The organism is Serratia sarumanii, assembly GCF_029962605.1.
GTDB lineage: Bacteria > Pseudomonadota > Gammaproteobacteria > Enterobacterales > Enterobacteriaceae > Serratia > Serratia sarumanii.
Genome location: NZ_CP124750.1, coordinates 2,045,461 through 2,065,612, shown reverse-complemented (window position 1 = coordinate 2,065,612; position 20,152 = coordinate 2,045,461). Strand labels below are relative to the sequence as shown.

The following is a 20,152-nucleotide window of genomic DNA, read 5'->3' as shown; positions in this document are numbered from 1 at the left end:
ACTCACAGGCCGCATGAAAGTACGGCCTGCGACTTTGGTTTAATTATCTGGCATCGCAGTTGTCGCCCTTTATTTTCATATCGGCCGAAACTCCAACGTGCCGTTGTTGACCGCTTCGTAAACCGCGGCCGTTGGCGGCTTAGGCAAACGCGCATTGACGATTGCCTTTATCGCGGCCTGGCAAAGTTGCGGCTCCCCTTGTTCAGCCCGAACGCTGATCAGCAGACCATCCGGCGCCAGCTTGATGCGCAATGTACAACTTCTGCCTGAGTAGGCTTCTGCATCCTTCAAATGGCTTTGAATCACGGCCAGCAACTGGGCAAAATACTGTTCTTTCTCTTTTCCCGGCACAGGCGTCTTTGGGTTACCAAGGTTGGCAAAAAGATCATCGACCTCTTTATTCGCCGGAACGGATTGGCTGGGGGCAGTGCTCTTGGCACACCCCATTAATGCCAGTGCGAGCATCGCCGCCAATAATGTGGCGGCGCCGGTTTTATAGCCTGAATGCGTTATTTTCATATCCCTGTCCTTATGGATGATTATCAGTCGAATCAACGTTGTATTCGAAAAGATCCCCGGTGAATACTTATACAGAATTAACGCCAAACCACCAATGACATCACGCACTGGCACGCGGAAAATCGTGAGTAGATGATGATATGAAACCCTAACCCCCTCACCGGGCCGTACGCCTGAGCCCCCTGACCTGTCGACATCTCCCGAATGGGTAATCACCCCATCAATAAATTAAGTTATTCTTACTTTTTTATCCCACCATAAGCACTTTCAACCCTGGCAATCTGGAAAATCTGCCTATACTTATTTTCCTGATATTAAATTCGTTTAAGTAACCAGGATGGTAGGTATGAAAAGCAAACGACTCTTTGCCGCGCTTCTTGCTGCAACTACGGTGATGTTCATTGCGGGCTGCGCTTCCAATCAGGCGATCAAAACAACGGATGGCAAGACCATTGTCACCGACGGCAAACCTCAGGTCGATACAGATACCGGGTTAGTCTCCTATCGAAACGCTGAAACGGGCAAAACGGAACAGATCAATCGAGACCAGATTGCAAACATGAGTGAGTTGGATAACTAAAAGGAGCTTCAAATGAAAAAAACGCTTGTTCTTCCCGCGATCGCCCTGGTTGCCATCGCCGCACTGTCAGGCTGCACACGCACCAGCTACGCCATCCATACCCACGACGGTCGAACGCTCATCAGTGACGGCAAGCCGAAAGAAACTTCTGCCGGGTTGCTCGGTTATACCGATGCCAATGGCGTTAAACAGCAAATCAACAAGACGGAAGTCAAAGAGGTTTCAGAGATCCCTCATTAAGGTTCCGATAATCTCAGCCAGCTAACACCAAGGGAGCCAATGGCTCCCTTTCTACTCTAAACCCGGCGTACTTGCCTGCATTTAACGATAACGTCGAACACCTGACATTTCAGCGCCAACGTTCCCGGGTTTGCCATACGGATCTCTCCTTTCCCTGCGTCGAACAGCTATAATCCAAGAAGTGGAGTTATTTGATAATGATAAGGAGGGAGTATGTATAAAACTATCTTGGTTCCAGTCGATATTACCGAGCCGGAATTAACGCAGCAGGTCATCCCACATGTCAACGCGCTCGCCAGGCTCGAAGACTCCCACGTCCATTTCCTAGCGGTGATCCCGTCACGCGCCACCTACGCCGCTTTCGGCTTTGCCGCCACCGCGGCGATAGAAACCAAAGACGAAATCATTGCGGTAGCGACCGAAGGGTTGGCGAAAGCGGCCAAAGAATTCAGCGTGCCTGAAGATAGAGTGACCACGCACGTGGCCGTCGGCGATCCTAAAGATCAGATCCTGGAACTCGCTGATGCGCTTAACGCGGAGATTATTGTGATGGGTTCCAACCGCCCTTCTGCGATCACTTACCTCCTCGGCTCCAATGCCACCGCCGTCGTGCGCCACGCCAATTGCCCGGTGCTGGTGGTGCGTGAATCGGCCAATCCTTGATATCCCATGCCCATTCGAACAATAAAAAAACGGGAGCCCTAAGGCTCCCGCTCTTATTCAAACGCCAAACACACTTACATGTGCTCTACGATAGCGTCGCCAAACTCTGAGCATTTCAGCAGTTTAGCGCCTTCCATCAGGCGTTCGAAGTCATAGGTCACGGTCTTGGCGGCGATGGCGCCTTCCATACCTTTAACAATCAGGTCAGCCGCTTCGAACCAGCCCATGTGGCGCAGCATCATCTCTGCGGACAGGATGATAGAGCCTGGGTTCACTTTGTCCTGGCCGGCGTACTTCGGCGCGGTGCCGTGAGTCGCTTCGAACAGCGCGCAGTCGGAGCCGATGTTGGCGCCCGGTGCGATACCGATGCCGCCGACCTGGGCCGCCAGGGCGTCGGAGATGTAGTCGCCGTTCAGGTTCATACAGGCGATCACGTCGTATTCCGCCGGGCGCAGCAGGATTTGCTGCAGGAAGGCGTCGGCGATCACGTCTTTAACCACGATCTCTTTGCCGGTGTTCGGGTTCTTGATCTTCAGCCATGGGCCGCCGTCGATCAGCTCGCCGCCGAACTCTTCGCGCGCCAGCTCATAGCCCCAATCCTTGAAGGCACCTTCGGTGAACTTCATGATGTTGCCTTTGTGAACCAGGGTCACAGAGTCACGGTCGTTGGTGATGGCGTATTCGATCGCCGCACGCACCAGACGCTTGGTCCCTTCTTCGGAGCATGGCTTCACGCCGATACCGCACTGCTCCGGGAAGCGGATTTTCTTCACGCCCATTTCGTCGCGCAGGAATTTGATCACTTTGTCCGCTTCGGCGGAGCCGGCTTTCCACTCGATGCCGGCGTAGATGTCTTCGGCGTTTTCACGGAAGATCACCATGTCGGTCAGCTCAGGCTGTTTCACCGGGCTTGGGGTGCCCTGGTAGTAACGCACCGGGCGCAGGCACACGTACAGGTCCAGTTGCTGGCGCAGGGCCACGTTCAGAGAACGGATGCCGCCGCCGACCGGGGTGGTCAGGGGGCCTTTGATGGCGACGCGGTAGTCGCGGATCAGGTCCAGAGTTTCGTCCGGCAGCCACACGTCTTTACCGTAAACGTGGGTAGATTTTTCGCCGGTGTAGATTTCCATCCAGGAGATTTTACGTTCGCCGTGGTAAGCCTTTTTAACGGCCGCATCAACCACGTGGATCATGGCAGGAGTCACGTCAACGCCGATGCCGTCGCCTTCGATGAACGGGATGATCGGGTTATGAGGAACAACCAGTTTACCCTGGGCGTCAACCGTGATTTTTTTACCTTCTGCCGGAACAACTACTTTGCTTTCCATCAACCTCTCCTTCAAGCGCAATTTTGTTAATGCTTTGTAAGATGCGTGTAGATACTACTTGAATATTCGGTCCGCGCCAATCCGAAACGGATTCGGTTATAATGCGCTTATCATCCGTAATCTCAACCGTTATGAAAAAATTCTCTGTTAGAAATCACAAAGTTAAACGATTCAGCAAGCCGAATGCCGCCAAACCCGCCGCGCCGAAGGGGCCGCGCCGAATTGTGTTATTCAACAAGCCCTTCGACGTGCTGCCGCAGTTCACCGACGAAGCCGGCCGCGCCACGCTGAAAGAGTACATCCCCTTCCCCGACGTTTACGCCGCCGGGCGTCTGGATCGCGACAGCGAAGGGCTGCTGGTGCTGACCAACGACGGCCAGCTGCAGGCGCAGCTCACCCAGCCGGGCAAGCGCACCGGCAAAATCTATTATGTGCAGGTCGAGGGCGCGCCGCAGGAGAGCGATCTGGCGCCGCTGCGCAGCGGCGTCACGCTGAAAGACGGCCCCACGCTGCCCGCCGGGGTGGAGTTGGTGGCCGAGCCGCAGTGGCTGTGGCCACGCAACCCGCCGATCCGCGAACGTAAATCCATCCCCACTTGCTGGCTGAAAATCACCCTGTATGAAGGGCGAAACCGCCAGGTGCGTCGCATGACGGCGCATATCGGGTTCCCTACCCTGCGCCTGATTCGCTACAGTATGGGTAATCTTTCGCTGGGTTCACTGCAACCTGGTGAATGGAAAACTATCGATTCCCTGTAGACCGATAACTGATGGAGGCGCCATGAGGAACACACTGACCGCGCTGCTGTTCACCGCACTGGCGGCCCCGCTCGCCGCCCAGGCCGCCAGCTTCGACTGCGCCAAGGCGGCAGGCAGCGATGAACGCGCCATCTGCGCCGACCGCACGCTGAACGATCTGGACGTGCAAATGGCCACAAAATACCAATTCCTGCGCGGCCTGTTCGCCATGGGCGCGCGCGGCGCGATGCAGGACAGCCAGCAGGACTGGCTGGCAAAACGCCAGCGGTGCGGCGGCGATACCGCCTGCCTGCTCAAAAGCTATCGCACCCGCATCGCCGAGCTGGACGACATCTACCGGCGCATCGACAAACCGCTGTAAGGAGAGCGCATGTTCAAACCGCACGTCACCGTGGCCTGCGTGGTGCACGCCGCCGGCAAATTTTTAGTGGTCGAAGAGACCATCAACGGCAAAGCGCTGTGGAACCAGCCGGCCGGCCACCTGGAGGCCGACGAGACGCTGGTGCAGGCCGCCGAGCGCGAGCTGTGGGAAGAGACCGGCATCCGCGCCGCGCCGCAGGCGTTCCTGCGCCTGCACCAGTGGATCGCGCCGGATCGCACGCCGTTCCTGCGCTTCTGCTTCGTTATCGAGCTGGAACAGCCGCTGCCGACCGAGCCGCACGACAGCGACATCGATCGCTGCCTGTGGCTGAGCGCCGACGAGATCTTGCAGGCGCCCAACCTGCGTTCCGCGCTGGTGGCGGAGAGCATTCGCAGCTACCAGCAGCCGGAGCGCTACCCGCTGTCGCTGGTCGGCAGCTTCGCCTGGCCGTTTTAAGGGCGCCGTGCAGCACAAGATGAACAGTGCGCCGGCGCGGCCAACGTGGTAAAATCCTGCGCTTGTTTTTATCAGCACGGTTCGTGTTCAAGTTCGTGAGATCCCCATGTCAGACAACAGCCAGAAAAAAGTAATCGTCGGTATGTCCGGCGGCGTCGACTCTTCCGTTACCGCCTATCTGTTACAGCAACAGGGCTATCAGGTCGCTGGGCTGTTCATGAAGAACTGGGAAGAAGACGACGACGAAGAGTACTGCTCCGCCGCGACCGATCTGGCCGACGCGCAAGCGGTCTGCGACAAGCTGGGCATCGAACTGCACACGGTGAACTTTGCGGCGGAATACTGGGACAACGTGTTTGAGCTGTTCCTGGAAGAGTACAAGGCCGGCCGCACGCCGAACCCGGACATCCTGTGCAATAAAGAGATCAAATTCAAAGCCTTCCTGGAGTTCGCCGCCGAAGATCTGGGGGCCGATTTCATCGCCACCGGCCACTACGTGCGCCGCCAGGACGTAGACGGCAAGAGCCGCCTGCTGCGCGGCGTCGACGGCAACAAGGATCAGAGCTACTTCCTCTACACCCTGAGCCACGAGCAGGTGGCGCAAAGCCTGTTCCCGGTCGGCGAGCTGGAGAAGCCGGAGGTGCGCCGCATCGCCGAGCAGCTGGAGCTGGTCACCGCCAAGAAGAAAGATTCTACCGGCATCTGCTTTATCGGCGAGCGCAAGTTCCGCGACTTCCTCGGCCGTTACCTGCCGGCGCAGCCGGGCCCGATCGTCAGCGTTGACGGCCAGACCGTCGGCGAACACCAGGGCCTGATGTATCACACCCTGGGCCAGCGCAAAGGGCTGGGCATCGGCGGCCTGAAAGACAGCAGCGAAGATCCGTGGTACGTGGTGGATAAAGACGTGGCCAACAACGTGCTGGTGGTCGCCCAGGGGCACGATCACCCGCGCCTGATGTCTACCGGCCTTATCGCGCAGCAGCTGCACTGGGTGGATCGCCTGCCGCTGAGCGGCCCGTTCCGCTGCACGGTGAAGACCCGCTATCGCCAGCAGGATATCCCTTGCACCGTGACCCCGCTCGACAGCGAACGCATCGAAGTGCGTTTCGACGAGCCGGTCTCCGCCGTCACCCCCGGCCAGTCGGCGGTGTTCTACCAGGGCGAAATCTGCCTCGGCGGCGGCATCATCGAACAGCGCCTGGCGTAACTGCCCGGCAAAAGAAAAACGCTGCGTTTACCGCAGCGTTTTTTTTATTCAAAATTCCACCTGCGCCCCCAGTTCGATCACCCGGTTCGGCGGGATTTCGAACAGATCCGGCGCGCGCAGCGCATTGCGCTGCAGCAGCTGGAACACCTTGCCGCGCACGCGCAAATACCAGGGCCGCTTGCCCAGCACCAGCGTATCGCGCGACATAAAGAACGAGGTCTCGTTCATGGTGAAGCTCATCCCCTCCAGCCCGCAGCGGTAAAGGATGTCCGTGACGTTGGGCGTCTCGCGCCAGCCGTAGCTCGCCACCACCCGCCAGAAACTCGCCGACAGCTGTTCGATCGCCACCCGCTGCACGTTATGCACGTACGGCATGTCGGTGGTGACGATGGTCAGCAGCACCACGCGCTCATGCAGCACCTTGTTGTGCTTCAGGTTATGCAACAGCACCAGCGGCACCGCGTGCGGCGTGCGCTCCATAAACACCGCGGTGCCCGGCACCCGCTTCGGCGGCGCCTCCTCCAGCGACTCGATCAGCGCGCTCAGCCCCTCCTGGTTGTCGCGCAGCCGGCGGATCAGACGTGAACGCTCGGTCTTCCAGGTCAGCATGATCAGCAGAATCATCAGCCCCAGCACCACCGGCAGCCAGCCGCCGGTCGCCAGCTTGATCAGGTTGGCGCCGAACAGCGGTACGTCGATGCACAGCATGACAACCAGCATCAGCCCGCCCAGCGCGCGCGGCCAGCCCCAGTTTTTCACCGCCACGATACTCAGCAAAATCGACGACAGCAGCATGGTGCCAGTCACCACGATGCCGTAAGCCGAGGCCAGGTTGCTGGAGTGTTTAAAACTGATAATCACGATCAGCACCGCTGCGAACAGCAGCCAGTTCACCACCGGAATGTAGATCTGCCCGGACTCCTGATCGGAGGTATAGATGATGCGCATCGGCGGCAGGTAGCCCAGCCGCACCGCCTGCCGCGTCAGCGAGAATACGCCGGAAATTACCGCCTGCGAGGCGATCACCGTCGCCAGCGTGGCGATCACCAGCAGCGGGATCAGCGCCCAGGTCGGCGCCAGCAGGAAGAACGGGTTGTTGATCGCCGCCGGATTGGTCAGCAGCAGCGCCCCCTGGCCGAAGTAGTTCAGCACCAGCGCCGGCGCCACCAGCGTAAACCACGCCAGACGGATCGGCTTTTTACCGAAGTGGCCCATATCGGCGTACAGCGCTTCGGCGCCGGTGACCGACAGCACCACCATGCCCAGCGCAAAGAACGACACCGTCTTGTATTCGAGGAAGAAATTCACCGCCCAGTAAGGGTTCAGCGCCCGCAGCACGCCAGGGTGCTGCAGAATGCCGCCGATGCCCAGCAGCGCGAGCGTCAGGAACCAGATAACCATCGCCGGGGCGAACAGTTTGCCGACGCTGCCGGTGCCGCGCTTTTGTATCGCGAACAACGCGGTCAGCACCAGCAGCGACAGCGGCACGATAAAGCTGTCCAGTTCGGGGGCGATAATCTGCAGCCCCTCGATGGCCGAAAGCACCGAAATGGCCGGGGTGATCACCCCGTCGCCGTAAAAGAAGCTGCCGCCCACCAGCCCGATCAGCACCGCCGCCGGCACCCAGCGCGCATCCAGCCTGCGGATCGCCAGCGACATCAGCGTCAGGATCCCGCCCTCGCCGTCGTTGTCGGCGCGCATCACGAAACAAATGTATTTAATGGACACCACCAGCGTCAGCAGCCAGAAAATCAGCGACAAAAAGCCGTAGATTGAGGCCGGCGTCATGGTGATGCCCTCCTCCGCCGTCAGGCATTCGCGCAGGGTATACAGCGGGCTGGTGCCGATATCGCCGTACACCACGCCGATGGCCGCCAGCGTTACCGCCGGCAGCGGCTGCTTGTTTTTTACGTGCATATGAAGATCTTTATTTGAGGGCTCACGTTGGCAGTATAGATGCAGCCGCCGCACTTTATTTGCCGCCGCAACAATAAGTTCGCGCCGCCGCGCCGGCGATTTTCGCCGCCTGTCTGCGCAGTTCTGCGGCGTACGGCGCCTCCGCCTCGTCTCGGGCGTATTAGACGCTGGGTTTAGCCTCGATTTTGTGGCATGATCCGCGGCATTCGTTGTCATCGTTGTTACAGCCACGCCCGTTCGTTACCGTTCGCGGCCGCCGCCGTTACCCCTGCGATACACACAACCTTATGCAGTAAGCCATGTACCGTTCACAGCGTTTACAGGAGTAATCGTGGCGAAGAATTATTATGACATCACGCTGGCCATGGCGGGTATCAGCCAGTCGGCGCGTTTGGTTCAGCAGTTGGCCCATGAAGGGCAATGCAACCGCGAAGCCTTTCAGACCTCGCTGAAAAGCCTGCTGCAGATGGACCCGCCCTCCACGCTGGCGGTGTTCGGCGGTGAAGAACGCAATTTGATGGTCGGCCTCGAAACCCTGATGGGCGTGCTTAACGCCAATAACAAAGGGCCGGGCGCGGAACTGACCCGCTACACCATCAGCCTGATGGTGCTGGAGCGCAAGCTCAACGCCAACAAACAGGCGATGAACACGCTCGGTGAACGCCTCAGCCAGCTCGAACGCCAGCTGGCGCACTTCGATCTTGAGTCGGACACCATCATCAGCGCGCTGGCCGGCATTTACGTCGACGTGGTCAGCCCGCTCGGGCCGCGCATCCAGGTGACCGGCTCGCCGGCTATCTTGCAGAACCCGCAGGTGCAGGCCAAGGTTCGCGCCACGCTGCTGGCCGGCATTCGCGCCGCCGTGCTGTGGCAACAGGTCGGCGGCAGCCGCCTGCAGTTAATGTTTTCCCGTAATCGTCTGTTCAAACAGGCGCAAAATATCGTTGCTCATTGTTAATCGATCCCAGGAGTTGCTACCGATGGAATTATCCTCACTGACCGCCGTTTCCCCCGTTGATGGACGCTACGGTGATAAAGTCAGCGCACTGCGCCCCATTTTCAGCGAATACGGTCTGCTGAAATTCCGCGTACAGGTTGAAGTACGTTGGCTGCAAAAACTGGCGGCCTGCGCAGAAATCAAGGAAGTTCCCGCTTTTGACGCCGACGCAAACGCTTTCCTCGACAAAATCGTCGCGGAATTCAATGAAGAAGACGCTCAGCGCATCAAAACCATCGAGCGCACCACCAACCACGACGTGAAAGCGGTCGAGTATTTCCTGAAGGAAAAAGTGGCGGCGGTGCCTGCGCTGCACGCGGTATCCGAGTTCATCCACTTCGCCTGCACCTCCGAAGACATCAACAACCTGTCGCATGCGCTGATGCTGCAAAGCGCCCGTCAGGACGTGGTGCTGCCTTACTGGCGCAAGATCATCGACGCGCTGAAAGGGCTGGCGCTGGAATACCGCGATATTCCGCTGCTGTCGCGCACCCACGGCCAGCCGGCGACCCCGTCGACCGTCGGCAAAGAGTTCGCCAACGTGGCTTACCGCATGGAGCGCCAGTACCGCCAGCTGGAGCGCGTGGAGATCATGGGTAAAATCAACGGCGCGGTCGGCAACTACAACGCCCACATCGTCGCTTACCCGGAAGTGGACTGGCATCAGTTCAGCGAAGCGTTCGTGACCTCGCTCGGCATCACCTGGAACCCGTACACCACCCAGATCGAGCCGCATGACTACATCGCCGAGCTGTTCGACTGCGTAGCGCGTTTCAACACCATCCTGATCGACTTCGACCGCGACATCTGGGGCTACATCGCCCTGAACCACTTCAAGCAGAAGACCATCGCCGGCGAAATCGGTTCTTCCACCATGCCGCACAAGGTCAACCCGATCGACTTCGAAAACTCCGAAGGCAATCTGGGCCTGGCCAACGCCGTGCTGGGCCACCTGGCGGGCAAACTGCCGGTGTCCCGCTGGCAGCGCGACCTGACCGACTCCACCGTGCTGCGTAATCTGGGCGTAGGCCTGGGCTACGCGCTGATCGCCTATCAGGCCACCCTGAAAGGCATCAGCAAGCTGGAAGTGAACCAGGCGCACCTGCTGGACGAACTGGATCACAACTGGGAAGTGCTGGCCGAGCCGATCCAGACCGTGATGCGCCGCTACGGCATCGAGAAACCTTACGAGAAGCTGAAAGAGCTGACCCGCGGCAAGCGCGTGGATGCCGCCGGCATGCAGGCGTTCATCGATGGCCTGGCGCTGCCGGAAGAAGAGAAAACCCGTCTGAAGGCGATGACCCCGGCCAACTACATCGGCCGCGCCACCACCATGGTCGACGAGCTGAAATAAGCGCTTTAGCCTGACAACGACAAGGCGGCCTGCGGGCCGCCTTTTTCTTTGCTATTCGCCGCGCAGCACCTGCAGCCGGGCTATCTGCCGCCCCTGCGCATCGAAGTTGTCCGCACTCAGCCAGCGCGCCAGCGCCTGCCGCACCGTCGGCCAACGGTCGGCGGTGATGGCAAACCAGTCGGTATCCCGGCTGCGCCCCTTGACGATCACCGCGAAGCGGAAGTTGCCCTCGTAACGAAAGCCAAAGCGCAGCGCGGCCTGGCGGGACGGCGCGTTATGGCTGTCGCACTTCCACTCGCAGCGGCGGTAGCCCAGCGTGTCGAAGGCATAGCGCAGCAGCAGCGCGATGGCTTCGGTGGCGCTGGAGCGCTGTTTCATCAACGGCGACCAGCTGACGTGGCCGATCTCCAGCACCCCGTTGGCTTCGTCGATGCGCATCAGCGCCACCGTGCCCACCGGCGCATCGCTGGCGGCGTCGAACACCGTCAGATTAACCAGCGCCGGGTTGGCCTGCAGCGTCTCCAGATGCTGCAACATCGCCGCCGGCGTATCGGGCCGTTCGATGGACAGATAGGTCCAGTCGCGGCCGTCCGGCGCCAGCTGAAACGCCTCGAACAGCGCGGCGTAATCCCGCTGCGGCTCGAGCGGCGCCAGCGAGCAGAAACGCCCGCCGAGCGTCGCGCCGCCGGGGCGGCGAGCCGGCTGCCAATCCGGCATCGGTTCTCCGACCGGCTGACCATAACGATTCATTGCCATACACGCCTCCTGCGGTTAACGGGTATAAACGATAAACGAGCTTCTTCTGCCGATTTTGTCGTACAGCGAGCGCGCCGGCGCGTTGTACTCCTGGGTCATCCAGTAGATCCGATCGCTGCCGCGCGCCTCCGCCAGTCGATACGCCTGTTCGAACAGCTTTTCCGACACCTTGTGGCCGCGCGCCTGCGGCGACACATAGAGATCCTCGATATAACAATAGCCGACCGCGCTCCAGGTGGACGGATGGAACACCAGGTTCATCAGCCCCAGCAGTTGGCCGTCGGCATCCTGCGCCACCAGCCCGTACACCTGTTCATCCTGCCCCAGGCGTTCGAAGGTGCGATCGGTCACCTGCGGCGCCACGTCGGCGCGATAAAAATCGAGATAGCCCTGCCACAGCGCCAGCCACTGTGCTTTGTCGTCGCCATTGATTCTGCGGATAGTCACTTCAGGGTTTGATGGGTTCATAGCGCCTCACGGAGTAAGATGTTATTTCCATTAGGGAAATAACCGGATAGCGGCAGAATACACCGCGCGGCGACGGTACAATACGGACCAATACGAAACGCAGAGCAGACCAATTTTAGCCGTCGCTTGCCACCGGCAGCGCGTTGAACACCTGCGCCAGCGTCGCGATAAAGCGCACGATCTCATCCGGCGTATAGGCCGAGAAGCCGAGCACCAGCGCCCCGCGCTGCGGCGTGCCGGTATAGAAGTCCGCCAGGCCGTACAGCCGAATTCCCCGTTCGGCGGCGGCCGCCACCAGCCGCCGCTCCGTCGCCGCATCCGCCAACGGGCACACCAGCTGCAGCCCGCCCTGCGGCAACGCCGGGCGCGTCCAGGCCGCCAGGTGACGATGCACCGCGTCGTACAGCACGTTCAACCGCGCCTTGTACAACGTGCGCATATTGCGCAGATGCTCGGCGTAGTCGCCCTCGTGCAGGAAGTGGAACAGCGTCATCTGCGCCAGCGCCGACGTGTAGCCGTCCTGAAACTGCCTGGCGGCGACCAATGGCCGCACCAGCTGCGGCGGCGCAATCATGAAACCGATGCGCAGCCCCGGAAACAGCGTCTTGCTGAAGGTGCCGATGTACAGCGTGCGCCCGCCGCTGTCCAGCCCCTGCAATGCCGCCTTGGTTTGCCGGTCATAGTTGAACTCGGCGTCGTAGTCGTCTTCGATGATCCAGGCCCGCTGCCGCTGCGCCCACTGCAGCAGCGCCAGCCGCCGCTCGAGGCTCAGCGAATACCCCAGCGGATAGTGATGGGACGGCGTGATGTAAACGCCCCGTCCGCCGCCCGAGGCCTGCATCAACTGCCCGACGTCCAGCCCCTGCTCGTCGATGCCGATCGGCCGCGCCTGCAGCCCCGCCGACTGCACCAGCTTTTTCGCCCCCTGGTAACCCGGCTCTTCGACGAACACCGCATCGCCGGGATCGAACAGCACCTGCGTACACAGCGCCAACGCCTGCTGAGAGCTGGTCACCACGATCACCTGTTCCGCCGTCGCCTTCACGCCCCGCTCCCGCTGCAGATAGCGCGCGATCTCCGCGCGCAGCTCCGGCAACCCTTGCGGATCGGCATACCCCAACAGCCGCTCGCCGTGCCGCCGTAGCGCCTGCTTTTCCTGCTGCAGCCATTGCTCGATGGGAAACGCCCGCAGGTCCGCCAGCGAAGGCGTCAGCGAAGCCTGGCGGCTGGTGTGCGGCGTATGGCTGACCGCCAGCAGCGCCCGGCCGCGATCGCTCAGCTCGCGCTCCGCCAGCCGCGCCTCTTGCCCTGCCGCCGTCGCCAGCAGTTCACGGCCGAGCAGCGTGTCGCAGCGATAACGCACAAAGCTGCCGCGCCCCACCGTTCGGCTGATGAACCCCTCCGCTTCCAGCCGCGCGTAGGTCTGTTCCACCGTGTCGCGCGCCACCGTCAGCCGGGCCGCCAACGCACGGCTCGGCGGCAGCTGCGTCCGCCAGGGCAGTTCTCCGGCGGCGATTAGTTGTAGCAGGGCCTGATGCAGCGCCGAACGCCGGGTCAGACCTTGCCGCCGCTGCTGCGCGAAGGCGGCCAGGATCGCCGCGTCGTCCGCGTGTCGTGGGGTATCGCTCATGGGGTATTTGTTTCTCCTGGCTCAGGGGGCCGACGCACTACTCTACCTCATTTCACCCCGGCGGCGGCGGCAGTTGCGCTGCCCGGCGAAATCCCCTTAAATAAGCCATCGCATTGCGGCTACAGGACTTCCGTCGGCTATGAGCAAGGAGACCAACCAGCGTCTGCTGGACAAACTGCAGCAGGATCTGGCCAGCGCGGGCGCGATGCCGCTGTATTTGCGCTTCAACGCCTCGGTGCGCAAGGCCATCGAGCAGGGGTTGCTGAATGCGGGGGATTTTTTGCCCAGCGAGCGCCTGTTCACCGAACGGCTCGGCATCTCGCGCATCACGGTGCGCAAGGCGCTGGCCTGCCTCGAGCAGGACGGCATCATCGGCCGTTCGCGCGGCTACGGCACCTTTATTCAACCGCAGCGGCCCGAGCCGAAGCTGTTCTATTCATTGGCGGACGTCAAAGGATTCTCGCGCGAGGTAATACAGCAGGGGCGCCGGCCGGACACGCAGTGGATCAGCCGCGAACGGATACCCGCCGGCGCTGAGCTGGCTGAAAAGCTCCAGCTGGCGGCCGGAACGCCGATCTACCAACTCAAACGCATTCACCTGATCGATCGGCGGCCAATGTCGGTGGCGGTGTCCTACGTAGTGGTGACGGCAATTGCCAACGTCGACGAGATCGGCATCTCGCTGTACGACTACTTCCGGCGCAATAAGGTGGAGATGGGATCGCTGCGCAGCCAGGTCAGCGCGGCGATGGCCGACGACGATATCCGTCAGGCGCTGCGGCTCTCGGAGCCGATGCCGCTGCTGATCGTGCGCCAGACGCTGTTCGACCATCAAAAAAAGCCGATCGAATACAGTGAAAGCTTCTGCCGCAGCGACATGTACGAATTTACCAGCGAAAGCTGACCCGTTGCGTCACGCGGCGGCTTACGACTCGCCCTGCCGGCGGCGGCGAAAACGCGCGAACGCCTGAACGTAAGCCCCGATATCCAGCGGATTCACCCGTTTTAACTCCGCCAGCAGCCCCGGCTCAATCGCCTCGGCGCCGTGCAGCGCGCCGCAAATCGCGGTGGCCATCGCGCCGATGGTGTCGGTATCGCCGCCCAGGTTGGCGCACAGCACGGCGCACCGGGTAGGATCGGTTTGCGCCAGCTGCACCATCGCCAGCGCTGCGGGCACCGACTCGATGGTGCTCACCCCGGCCCCGATCAGCTGATATACCCGCTCGGAGGCCTGCTCGGTGCCGGTAGCTTCATCCACCACCTGAAACGCCAGTTCGATGCGCGCCGCCAGCGAAGGGCTGAACGTCGTCTCCTGCCGGCGCTGGGCATACTCCGCCACCCCCGGCAACGCCAGGCGAATGGAGGCCCAGTCAGCCCCTTCCACCGCCCGCGCCACGGCCCAGGCGATCGCCACCGCACCGGCGACGGCGATGTCGGATTTGTGCGTCGGGCTGCAGGCCAGCCACACCTGTCGGCAGAAATCCTCCAGCGGCGCGGAAGGCAGCACGCAGCCCAAAGGCGAAATGCGCATCGCCGCACCGTTGGTGATGCCGTTGTTTTCCAACTCGGCGATCGGCGTGCCCGCTTTTTGCTCGCTCAGCGCCAATTTGGAACTGGGGCCGAGAATGTTCTTGTTGAAAGCGTCAAAACCGTCCACCCAGCGGATCACGTTGCGGGCGATCAGCTCCGGCACCACCTCGCCTTGCGCCTCCACCAGCGCATCGGCCAACGCCAATGCCATCGCGGTATCGTCGGTATATTGCCCAGCCTTGAAATAACAGGCGGCGGTGTTCTCCGCCGGCCCGTCGAGAAAGCCGTCTATCCAGCCGAAGTGGCGCTTAACCCGCTCGCGCGGCCACAGCTCGGAAGGCATGCCGAGCGCGTCGCCCAGCATCTGTCCGTAAAGTGCGCCCGCTATGCGTTCCGCCTGGGTTAACTGCTTCATCCGTCGCTCCTGAGAAAATGTGCCGATGCCTCAATAATACCTTATTAGTACCTTTAAAGCTTATCAAGCGCCCCGGCTCACACGTTCTTTCCGCGGGCAATGCCCGGCGCGTTTAAGTTGCGTTTAACGTCGCCCCGCCGCTGTTTATCCGACGTTTATCAGAACTTGTCGATAATGTCGGCGAACAAATTGATAACGCTTATTTTAATACATTGCTTCGGCTCTCTTGCGAGCCGGGCGGGTTATACCTACCATAGCCTCAGCACTTTTTGTCAACATGGTTCAGGTGGCCGCGTTATCCCCTGACACGCCGCAGAGCGTGTTCCCTTTTTATCGCGTGGGTGACAGGACGTTCACCCGCATAGTCACAGGAGTTCGCCATGCGAGTACTGGTTGTTGAAGATAATGGTCTGCTGCGCCACCACCTTTCCGTTCAGATGCGCGAGATGGGCCATCAGGTCGACGCGGCCGAAGACGCCAAGGAAGCCGATTACTTCCTGCAGGAGCACGCGCCGGATATCGCCATCGTCGATCTCGGCCTGCCGGGTGAAGACGGTCTGAGCCTGATCCGCCGCTGGCGCGCGCACCAGGCCAAGCTGCCGATCCTGGTGCTGACCGCCCGCGAAAGCTGGCAGGACAAAGTGGCGGTGCTGGAAGCCGGCGCCGACGACTATGTCACCAAGCCGTTCCACCTGGAAGAAGTGATCGCCCGCATGCAGGCGCTGATGCGCCGCAACAGCGGCCTGGCTTCGCAGGTGATCGTGCTGCCGCCGTTCCAGATCGATCTGTCGCGCCGCGAACTGAGCGTCAACGATCGGCAAATCAAGCTGACCGCCTTTGAATACACCATCATCGAGACCCTGATCCGCAACGCCGGCAAGGTGGTGAGCAAGGATTCGTTGATGCTGCAGCTCTACCCGGACGCCGAGCTGCGCGAAAGCCACACCATCGACGTGCTGATGGGCCGCTTGCGCAAGAAGGTGCAGGCGGAATACCCGCATGAAGTGATCACCACGGTACGTGGCCAGGGCTATCGTTTTGACGCGAAGTGAACATAATGTTCAACAAGAATAAAAAACCGTTTTCGCTGCGTGCCCGCTTCCTGATGGCGACCGCCGGGGTGATCCTGGCGCTGTCGCTCTCTTACGGTTTGGTGGCGGTCGTCGGCTATATCGTCAGCTTCGACAAAACCGCCTTCCGCCTGCTGCGCGGCGAGAGCAACCTGTTTTTCAGTCTGGCGCAGTGGAAAGACAACAAGCTCACCATCGCCATTCCCCCCGATATCGATCTCAACTTCCCGACGCTGGTATTTATCTACGACGATAAAGGCAACCTGCTGTGGAGCCAGCGCAAGGTGCCGGAGCTGGAGAAGCTGATCAACAAGGAATGGCTGGAGGAGTCCGGCTTTTACGAAATCGACACCGACACCCGCGTCAGTAGCGAAGTGCTGGGGGACAACCCCAAAGCGCAGGATCAGCTGAAAAATTACGACGATACCGATCAGAACGCGCTGACCCACTCGGTGGCGGTCAACACCTATGCCGCCACGCCTCGCCTGCCGGCGCTGACCATCGTGGTGGTCGACAGCATTCCGCAGGAGCTGCAGCGATCCGACGTGGTGTGGGAGTGGTTCAGCTACGTGCTGCTGGCCAACCTGCTGCTGGTGGTGCCGCTGCTGTGGCTGGCGGCCTACTGGAGCCTGCGGCCGATCAAGGCGCTGGTCAATCAGGTGGGCGAGCTGGAGAACGGCGAGCGCGATCAGCTGGATGAGAACCCGCCCAGCGAGCTGCGCGGGCTGGTGCGCAATCTGAACATTCTGGTGCGCAACGAACGCCAGCGCTACACCAAGTACCGCACTACCCTGTCGGATTTGACCCACAGCCTGAAAACGCCGCTGGCGGTGCTGCAAAGCACCCTGCGCTCGCTGCGCAGCGGCAAACAGACCACCATCGAAGAAGCCGAGCCGATCATGCTGGATCAGATCGGGCGCATCTCGCAGCAAATCGGTTACTACCTGCACCGAGCCAGCATCAACTCCGGCCAGACGGTGCTGACGCGCGAGATCCATTCGGTGCCGGCGCTGCTCGACAGCCTGGTGGTGGCGCTAAATAAGGTTTATCAGCGCAAAGGGGTGGTGATCACGCTGGACATCTCGCCGGAAGTGACCTTTATGGGCGAGAAAAACGACTTTATGGAAGTGATGGGCAACGTGTTGGAAAACGCCTGCAAATACTGCCTGGAATTCGTGGAGATCACCTCGCTGCACTCCGAGAAAAACCTCACCATCGTTATCGACGACGACGGCCCGGGGATCCCGGAAAGCAAGCGCCAGCTGATCTTCCAGCGCGGCCAGCGGGTGGATACCCTGCGCCCCGGCCAGGGTCTGGGTTTGTCGGTGGCGGCGGAGATCATCGAGCAGTACGACGGCGAAATCGTCATCAGCGACAGCCCACTCGGCGGCGCGCGCATGCAGGTCACCTTCGCCCGACAGCACGACACCCACCACAACGAGTAAATTATGCCGCTGCGGCCCCGATCCACGGGGCCAAACTTCCGTTATAATCGCACACAGGCTCACTCCTCTCTCCTGGAATAGAACATGGATTATCAATTAGACCTGGACTGGAACGATTTTTTGCAACGTTATTGGCAAAAGCGTCCGGTGATTCTGAAGCGCGGCTTCAAAAACTTTATCGATCCGATCTCCCCGGATGAGCTGGCCGGGCTGGCGATGGAAAACGAAGTGGACAGCCGCCTGGTCAGCCACCAGGACGGCCGTTGGCAGGTCGCGCACGGCCCCTTCGAGAGCTTCGATCACCTGAGCGAAAACAACTGGTCGCTGCTGGTGCAGGCAGTGGACCACTGGCATGAGCCTTCCGCGGCGCTGATGCGCCCGTTCCGCCAGCTGCCGGACTGGCGGATGGATGACCTGATGATCTCCTTCTCGGTACCGGGCGGCGGCGTCGGCCCGCACCTCGATCAGTACGACGTGTTCATCATTCAGGGCACCGGCCGCCGCCGCTGGCGCGTCGGGGAAAAAACGCCGCTGAAACAGCACTGCCCGCACCCGGATCTGCTGCAGGTGGAGCCGTTCGACGCCATCATCGACGAAGAGATGGAGCCGGGCGACATTCTCTACATTCCGCCGGGCTTCCCGCATGAAGGCTATGCGCTGGAAAACGCGCTCAACTATTCGGTGGGCTTCCGCGCGCCGAACGGCCGCGAGCTGGTGAGCGGCTTCGCCGACTACGTGCTGGCGCGCGAGCTGGGCAGCAAACGCTACGGCGATCCGGACGTTAAACTGCGCGAACACCCGGCGGAGATCCTGCCGCAGGAAGTGGACGCCTTACGGCAGATGATGCTGGATCTGGTGCAACAGCCGGAACACTTCCAGCACTGGTTCGGCGAGTTTATCTCCCAGTCGCGCCACGAGCTGGATCTGGCGCCGCCGGAGCCGCCGTATCAGGCCGGGGAAATCTACGAGCTGCTGCAGCAGGGTGAAGCGCTGCAGCGCCTGGGCGGGTTGCGCGTGCTCCGCGTCGGCGATCGCTGCTTCGTCAACGGCGAGCTGATCGACACCGACCAGCTGCAGGCCGCAGACGCCCTTTGCCAGAACTTCAGCGTCGACGCCGCCCTGCTCGGCGACGCGGTGGACGATCCGTCGTTCCTGGCGCTGCTGACCGCGCTGGTCAACAGCGGCTATTGGTACTTTAACGACTGATTGCCGTCACGCGAACAAGCCACCCTGCCGGGTGGCTTTTTTTTTTATCCCTGGCGCGCCTGCGCGCGGTAATCCGCCAGTTCCCCCGCCGTCATGCCCGCCTGTTCCGCCGCCGCGCAAATCTGCCGCCAGGTATTGGCATCGATCGGGATGCCCTGCTCCAGCCGCGCCGCGCGGTTGGCCTCTTCCCACTCTCCCGGGACGGCGATCGGCTGTTCGCCGCTCGGCGGCGAAGCCTTCACCCAACCGATAAACGCTTCGGCCTCGGCCTGCATTTGCGGGGCGTCGAAGGCCTGAGGATCGAGGATCAGGGTGGTCATGCAGTTGAAGATGGCGTCGCTGTCGGCTTTCAGCGTGGCGGCGTGGGTGGTGCGGCCGCCGGAGAGCGCGCCGCCGAGGATTTCGCACATCGCCGCCAGCGCGTAGCCTTTGTGCAAGCCGAACGGCAGCAGCGAACCGAACGGCGCTTCGTGCATCACCTTCGGTTCGGCAGTCGGCCGCCCGTGTTCGTCGATCAGATAGCCCGGCACCACCGACAACCCTTTGTTATAGGCCACCCGAGTCTTGCCGAAGGCGATGCCGCTGGTGGCGAAATCCAACAGCAGCGGCGTGCGGCCCGGCCGCGGGAAAATGGCGCAGAACGGGTTGGTGCCGAAGCGGCGATCGCTGCCGCCGAACGGCGCCACCATCGGATCGCCCACCACGTTGACGAAGTGAATCGAGATAAAACCGGCGCGGGCGCACTGCTCCGCCCAATGGCCGATGCGGCCGATATGGTGCGCGTTGTGCAGCGCCACCGCCGCCAGGCCCAGCTTGCCGGCGCGTTCAATGCCCAGCGCCATTGCTTCGCTGGCCACCACCTGACCGAAACCGCGCGCACCGTCGAGCGTCAGCACCGCGCCGGCGTCGCGCACCACTTCGGCGTGCTGATTGAGCTGCAATTGCCCCTGCGCCAATGACGCCATGTAGCTGGGGATCATGCCGACGCCGTGCGAGTCGTGCCCGGCCAGATTGGCCTGCACCAGATGATCGGCCACCAGCTCGGCTTCGCGCGCCGTACTGCCGGCCTGGCGCCAAATCGCCTGAACGAGCTGCGCCAAATGCGGGCTGGCGATACGGTATTCGGTGCTCATCATGCGGTCCTTATGCGTGGGGAATGTGCTTCCACACTATGAGCAACGCCTTGTTGCGGCAAGCGATTATGATAATCGCAAGCGTCCCGTTTTAACTACAGTATCCGCACGTTAGCCCA

General features: G+C 61.2%; 21 protein-coding genes. 13 read left to right on the top strand and 8 right to left on the bottom strand.

The window, feature by feature from the left end; translation table 11 throughout:
* Nucleotides 1-75 precede the first annotated feature (75 nt).
* Nucleotides 76-519: a cell envelope integrity protein TolA gene (tolA, locus tag SSARUM_RS09860; protein WP_048322068.1), complete on the bottom strand. Its 444-nt coding sequence runs from the start codon at nucleotides 517-519 to the stop codon at nucleotides 76-78.
* A gap of 346 nt (nucleotides 520-865) precedes the next feature.
* On the opposite strand from tolA, the gene SSARUM_RS09855 reads away from it, so the two are divergent.
* The 3 genes from SSARUM_RS09855 (at nucleotide 866) to uspF (ending at nucleotide 2,002) form a co-directional block, all read left to right on the top strand.
* Nucleotides 866-1,099, top strand: coding sequence for a YgdI/YgdR family lipoprotein (locus tag SSARUM_RS09855; RefSeq protein WP_033638227.1), 234 nt, complete (start codon nucleotides 866-868; stop codon nucleotides 1,097-1,099).
* A 12-nt stretch (nucleotides 1,100-1,111) separates the two neighbouring features.
* Nucleotides 1,112-1,339 carry a YgdI/YgdR family lipoprotein gene (locus SSARUM_RS09850; RefSeq protein WP_033638226.1) on the top strand — a complete coding sequence of 76 codons (228 nt, stop codon included), beginning with the start codon at nucleotides 1,112-1,114 and terminating at the stop codon, nucleotides 1,337-1,339.
* A 213-nt stretch (nucleotides 1,340-1,552) separates the two neighbouring features.
* Complete coding sequence (gene uspF, locus SSARUM_RS09845) at nucleotides 1,553-2,002, top strand: universal stress protein UspF (protein ID WP_033646368.1); 450 nt, start codon at nucleotides 1,553-1,555, stop codon at nucleotides 2,000-2,002.
* Between the two features lie 74 nt (nucleotides 2,003-2,076).
* Here uspF and icd read toward each other — a convergent pair whose 3' ends face one another.
* Nucleotides 2,077-3,330, bottom strand: a complete 1,254-nt coding sequence (gene icd, locus SSARUM_RS09840) for an NADP-dependent isocitrate dehydrogenase (RefSeq protein WP_033638224.1) — start codon at nucleotides 3,328-3,330, stop codon at nucleotides 2,077-2,079.
* A 131-nt stretch (nucleotides 3,331-3,461) separates the two neighbouring features.
* On the opposite strand from icd, the gene rluE reads away from it, so the two are divergent.
* From rluE to mnmA, 4 genes are all read left to right on the top strand, one after another.
* Complete coding sequence (gene rluE / locus SSARUM_RS09835) at nucleotides 3,462-4,088, top strand: 23S rRNA pseudouridine(2457) synthase RluE (protein ID WP_041034765.1); 627 nt, start codon at nucleotides 3,462-3,464, stop codon at nucleotides 4,086-4,088.
* A 22-nt stretch (nucleotides 4,089-4,110) separates the two neighbouring features.
* On the top strand, nucleotides 4,111-4,449 hold the full coding sequence (locus SSARUM_RS09830; RefSeq protein WP_033638222.1) for a lysozyme inhibitor LprI family protein: 339 nt from the start codon (nucleotides 4,111-4,113) through the stop codon (nucleotides 4,447-4,449).
* A 9-nt stretch (nucleotides 4,450-4,458) separates the two neighbouring features.
* Nucleotides 4,459-4,905, top strand: a complete 447-nt coding sequence (locus tag SSARUM_RS09825) for an NUDIX hydrolase (protein WP_041034763.1) — start codon at nucleotides 4,459-4,461, stop codon at nucleotides 4,903-4,905.
* 106 nt (nucleotides 4,906-5,011) lie between these two features.
* Nucleotides 5,012-6,112: a tRNA 2-thiouridine(34) synthase MnmA gene (gene mnmA / locus SSARUM_RS09820; protein WP_033638220.1), complete on the top strand. Its 1,101-nt coding sequence runs from the start codon at nucleotides 5,012-5,014 to the stop codon at nucleotides 6,110-6,112.
* Nucleotides 6,113-6,160: 48 nt separating this feature from the next.
* Here mnmA and kup read toward each other — a convergent pair whose 3' ends face one another.
* Nucleotides 6,161-8,029, bottom strand: coding sequence for a low affinity potassium transporter Kup (gene kup / locus SSARUM_RS09815; RefSeq protein ID WP_033646371.1), 1,869 nt, complete (start codon nucleotides 8,027-8,029; stop codon nucleotides 6,161-6,163).
* Nucleotides 8,030-8,360: 331 nt separating this feature from the next.
* Between kup and hflD the strand changes: the two genes are divergently transcribed.
* Both hflD and purB read left to right on the top strand, forming a co-directional pair.
* A complete protein-coding gene (hflD, locus tag SSARUM_RS09810; RefSeq protein WP_033638217.1) occupies nucleotides 8,361-8,987 on the top strand; it encodes a high frequency lysogenization protein HflD in 627 nt (208 codons plus the stop codon).
* Between the two features lie 22 nt (nucleotides 8,988-9,009).
* Nucleotides 9,010-10,380, top strand: coding sequence for an adenylosuccinate lyase (gene purB / locus SSARUM_RS09805; RefSeq protein WP_033638215.1), 1,371 nt, complete (start codon nucleotides 9,010-9,012; stop codon nucleotides 10,378-10,380).
* Between the two features lie 51 nt (nucleotides 10,381-10,431).
* Here the strand turns inward: purB and SSARUM_RS09800 are convergent, their stop codons facing one another.
* From SSARUM_RS09800 to pdxR, 3 genes are all read right to left on the bottom strand, one after another.
* Nucleotides 10,432-11,136, bottom strand: a complete 705-nt coding sequence (locus SSARUM_RS09800; protein WP_033646373.1) for a GNAT family N-acetyltransferase — start codon at nucleotides 11,134-11,136, stop codon at nucleotides 10,432-10,434.
* 15 nt (nucleotides 11,137-11,151) lie between these two features.
* Nucleotides 11,152-11,604: a GNAT family N-acetyltransferase gene (locus SSARUM_RS09795; protein WP_060429926.1), complete on the bottom strand. Its 453-nt coding sequence runs from the start codon at nucleotides 11,602-11,604 to the stop codon at nucleotides 11,152-11,154.
* A gap of 115 nt (nucleotides 11,605-11,719) precedes the next feature.
* Nucleotides 11,720-13,234 carry a MocR-like pyridoxine biosynthesis transcription factor PdxR gene (pdxR, locus tag SSARUM_RS09790; protein WP_060429924.1) on the bottom strand — a complete coding sequence of 505 codons (1,515 nt, stop codon included), beginning with the start codon at nucleotides 13,232-13,234 and terminating at the stop codon, nucleotides 11,720-11,722.
* 139 nt (nucleotides 13,235-13,373) lie between these two features.
* On the opposite strand from pdxR, the gene SSARUM_RS09785 reads away from it, so the two are divergent.
* Nucleotides 13,374-14,138 carry a GntR family transcriptional regulator gene (locus SSARUM_RS09785; RefSeq protein WP_060429922.1) on the top strand — a complete coding sequence of 255 codons (765 nt, stop codon included), beginning with the start codon at nucleotides 13,374-13,376 and terminating at the stop codon, nucleotides 14,136-14,138.
* A gap of 21 nt (nucleotides 14,139-14,159) precedes the next feature.
* Here SSARUM_RS09785 and SSARUM_RS09780 read toward each other — a convergent pair whose 3' ends face one another.
* Nucleotides 14,160-15,179 carry an ADP-ribosylglycohydrolase family protein gene (locus tag SSARUM_RS09780; protein WP_060418458.1) on the bottom strand — a complete coding sequence of 340 codons (1,020 nt, stop codon included), beginning with the start codon at nucleotides 15,177-15,179 and terminating at the stop codon, nucleotides 14,160-14,162.
* Between the two features lie 380 nt (nucleotides 15,180-15,559).
* On the opposite strand from SSARUM_RS09780, the gene phoP reads away from it, so the two are divergent.
* From phoP to SSARUM_RS09765, 3 genes are all read left to right on the top strand, one after another.
* The gene (gene phoP, locus SSARUM_RS09775; RefSeq protein ID WP_033638204.1) at nucleotides 15,560-16,231 is read left to right on the top strand and encodes a two-component system response regulator PhoP; all 672 of its coding nucleotides are present in this window, start codon (nucleotides 15,560-15,562) and stop codon (nucleotides 16,229-16,231) included.
* A gap of 5 nt (nucleotides 16,232-16,236) precedes the next feature.
* Nucleotides 16,237-17,694, top strand: coding sequence for a two-component system sensor histidine kinase PhoQ (gene phoQ, locus SSARUM_RS09770; RefSeq protein ID WP_033638202.1), 1,458 nt, complete (start codon nucleotides 16,237-16,239; stop codon nucleotides 17,692-17,694).
* An 84-nt stretch (nucleotides 17,695-17,778) separates the two neighbouring features.
* Nucleotides 17,779-18,900, top strand: coding sequence for a ribosomal protein uL16 3-hydroxylase (locus SSARUM_RS09765; RefSeq protein WP_033638200.1), 1,122 nt, complete (start codon nucleotides 17,779-17,781; stop codon nucleotides 18,898-18,900).
* A gap of 44 nt (nucleotides 18,901-18,944) precedes the next feature.
* On the opposite strand, the gene SSARUM_RS09760 is transcribed toward SSARUM_RS09765, so the two are convergent.
* Nucleotides 18,945-20,033, bottom strand: coding sequence for a malate/lactate/ureidoglycolate dehydrogenase (locus SSARUM_RS09760; protein ID WP_060430602.1), 1,089 nt, complete (start codon nucleotides 20,031-20,033; stop codon nucleotides 18,945-18,947).
* Between the last annotated feature and the right edge of the window lie 119 nt (nucleotides 20,034-20,152).

What these genes read in the sequence shown, in the direction of transcription:
- tolA (WP_048322068.1), bottom strand. Translation starts at nt 519, where the DNA reads ATGAAAATAACGCATTCAGGCTATAAAACCGGCGCCGCCACATTATTG.
- SSARUM_RS09855 (WP_033638227.1), top strand. Translation starts at nt 866, where the DNA reads ATGAAAAGCAAACGACTCTTTGCCGCGCTTCTTGCTGCAACTACGGTG.
- SSARUM_RS09850 (WP_033638226.1), top strand. Translation starts at nt 1,112, where the DNA reads ATGAAAAAAACGCTTGTTCTTCCCGCGATCGCCCTGGTTGCCATCGCC.
- uspF (WP_033646368.1), top strand. Translation starts at nt 1,553, where the DNA reads ATGTATAAAACTATCTTGGTTCCAGTCGATATTACCGAGCCGGAATTA.
- icd (WP_033638224.1), bottom strand. Translation starts at nt 3,330, where the DNA reads ATGGAAAGCAAAGTAGTTGTTCCGGCAGAAGGTAAAAAAATCACGGTT.
- rluE (WP_041034765.1), top strand. Translation starts at nt 3,462, where the DNA reads ATGAAAAAATTCTCTGTTAGAAATCACAAAGTTAAACGATTCAGCAAG.
- SSARUM_RS09830 (WP_033638222.1), top strand. Translation starts at nt 4,111, where the DNA reads ATGAGGAACACACTGACCGCGCTGCTGTTCACCGCACTGGCGGCCCCG.
- SSARUM_RS09825 (WP_041034763.1), top strand. Translation starts at nt 4,459, where the DNA reads ATGTTCAAACCGCACGTCACCGTGGCCTGCGTGGTGCACGCCGCCGGC.
- mnmA (WP_033638220.1), top strand. Translation starts at nt 5,012, where the DNA reads ATGTCAGACAACAGCCAGAAAAAAGTAATCGTCGGTATGTCCGGCGGC.
- kup (WP_033646371.1), bottom strand. Translation starts at nt 8,029, where the DNA reads ATGCACGTAAAAAACAAGCAGCCGCTGCCGGCGGTAACGCTGGCGGCC.
- purB (WP_033638215.1), top strand. Translation starts at nt 9,010, where the DNA reads ATGGAATTATCCTCACTGACCGCCGTTTCCCCCGTTGATGGACGCTAC.
- SSARUM_RS09800 (WP_033646373.1), bottom strand. Translation starts at nt 11,136, where the DNA reads ATGGCAATGAATCGTTATGGTCAGCCGGTCGGAGAACCGATGCCGGAT.
- SSARUM_RS09795 (WP_060429926.1), bottom strand. Translation starts at nt 11,604, where the DNA reads ATGAACCCATCAAACCCTGAAGTGACTATCCGCAGAATCAATGGCGAC.
- pdxR (WP_060429924.1), bottom strand. Translation starts at nt 13,234, where the DNA reads ATGAGCGATACCCCACGACACGCGGACGACGCGGCGATCCTGGCCGCC.
- SSARUM_RS09785 (WP_060429922.1), top strand. Translation starts at nt 13,374, where the DNA reads ATGAGCAAGGAGACCAACCAGCGTCTGCTGGACAAACTGCAGCAGGAT.
- SSARUM_RS09780 (WP_060418458.1), bottom strand. Translation starts at nt 15,179, where the DNA reads ATGAAGCAGTTAACCCAGGCGGAACGCATAGCGGGCGCACTTTACGGA.
- phoP (WP_033638204.1), top strand. Translation starts at nt 15,560, where the DNA reads ATGCGAGTACTGGTTGTTGAAGATAATGGTCTGCTGCGCCACCACCTT.
- phoQ (WP_033638202.1), top strand. Translation starts at nt 16,237, where the DNA reads ATGTTCAACAAGAATAAAAAACCGTTTTCGCTGCGTGCCCGCTTCCTG.
- SSARUM_RS09765 (WP_033638200.1), top strand. Translation starts at nt 17,779, where the DNA reads ATGGATTATCAATTAGACCTGGACTGGAACGATTTTTTGCAACGTTAT.
- SSARUM_RS09760 (WP_060430602.1), bottom strand. Translation starts at nt 20,033, where the DNA reads ATGAGCACCGAATACCGTATCGCCAGCCCGCATTTGGCGCAGCTCGTT.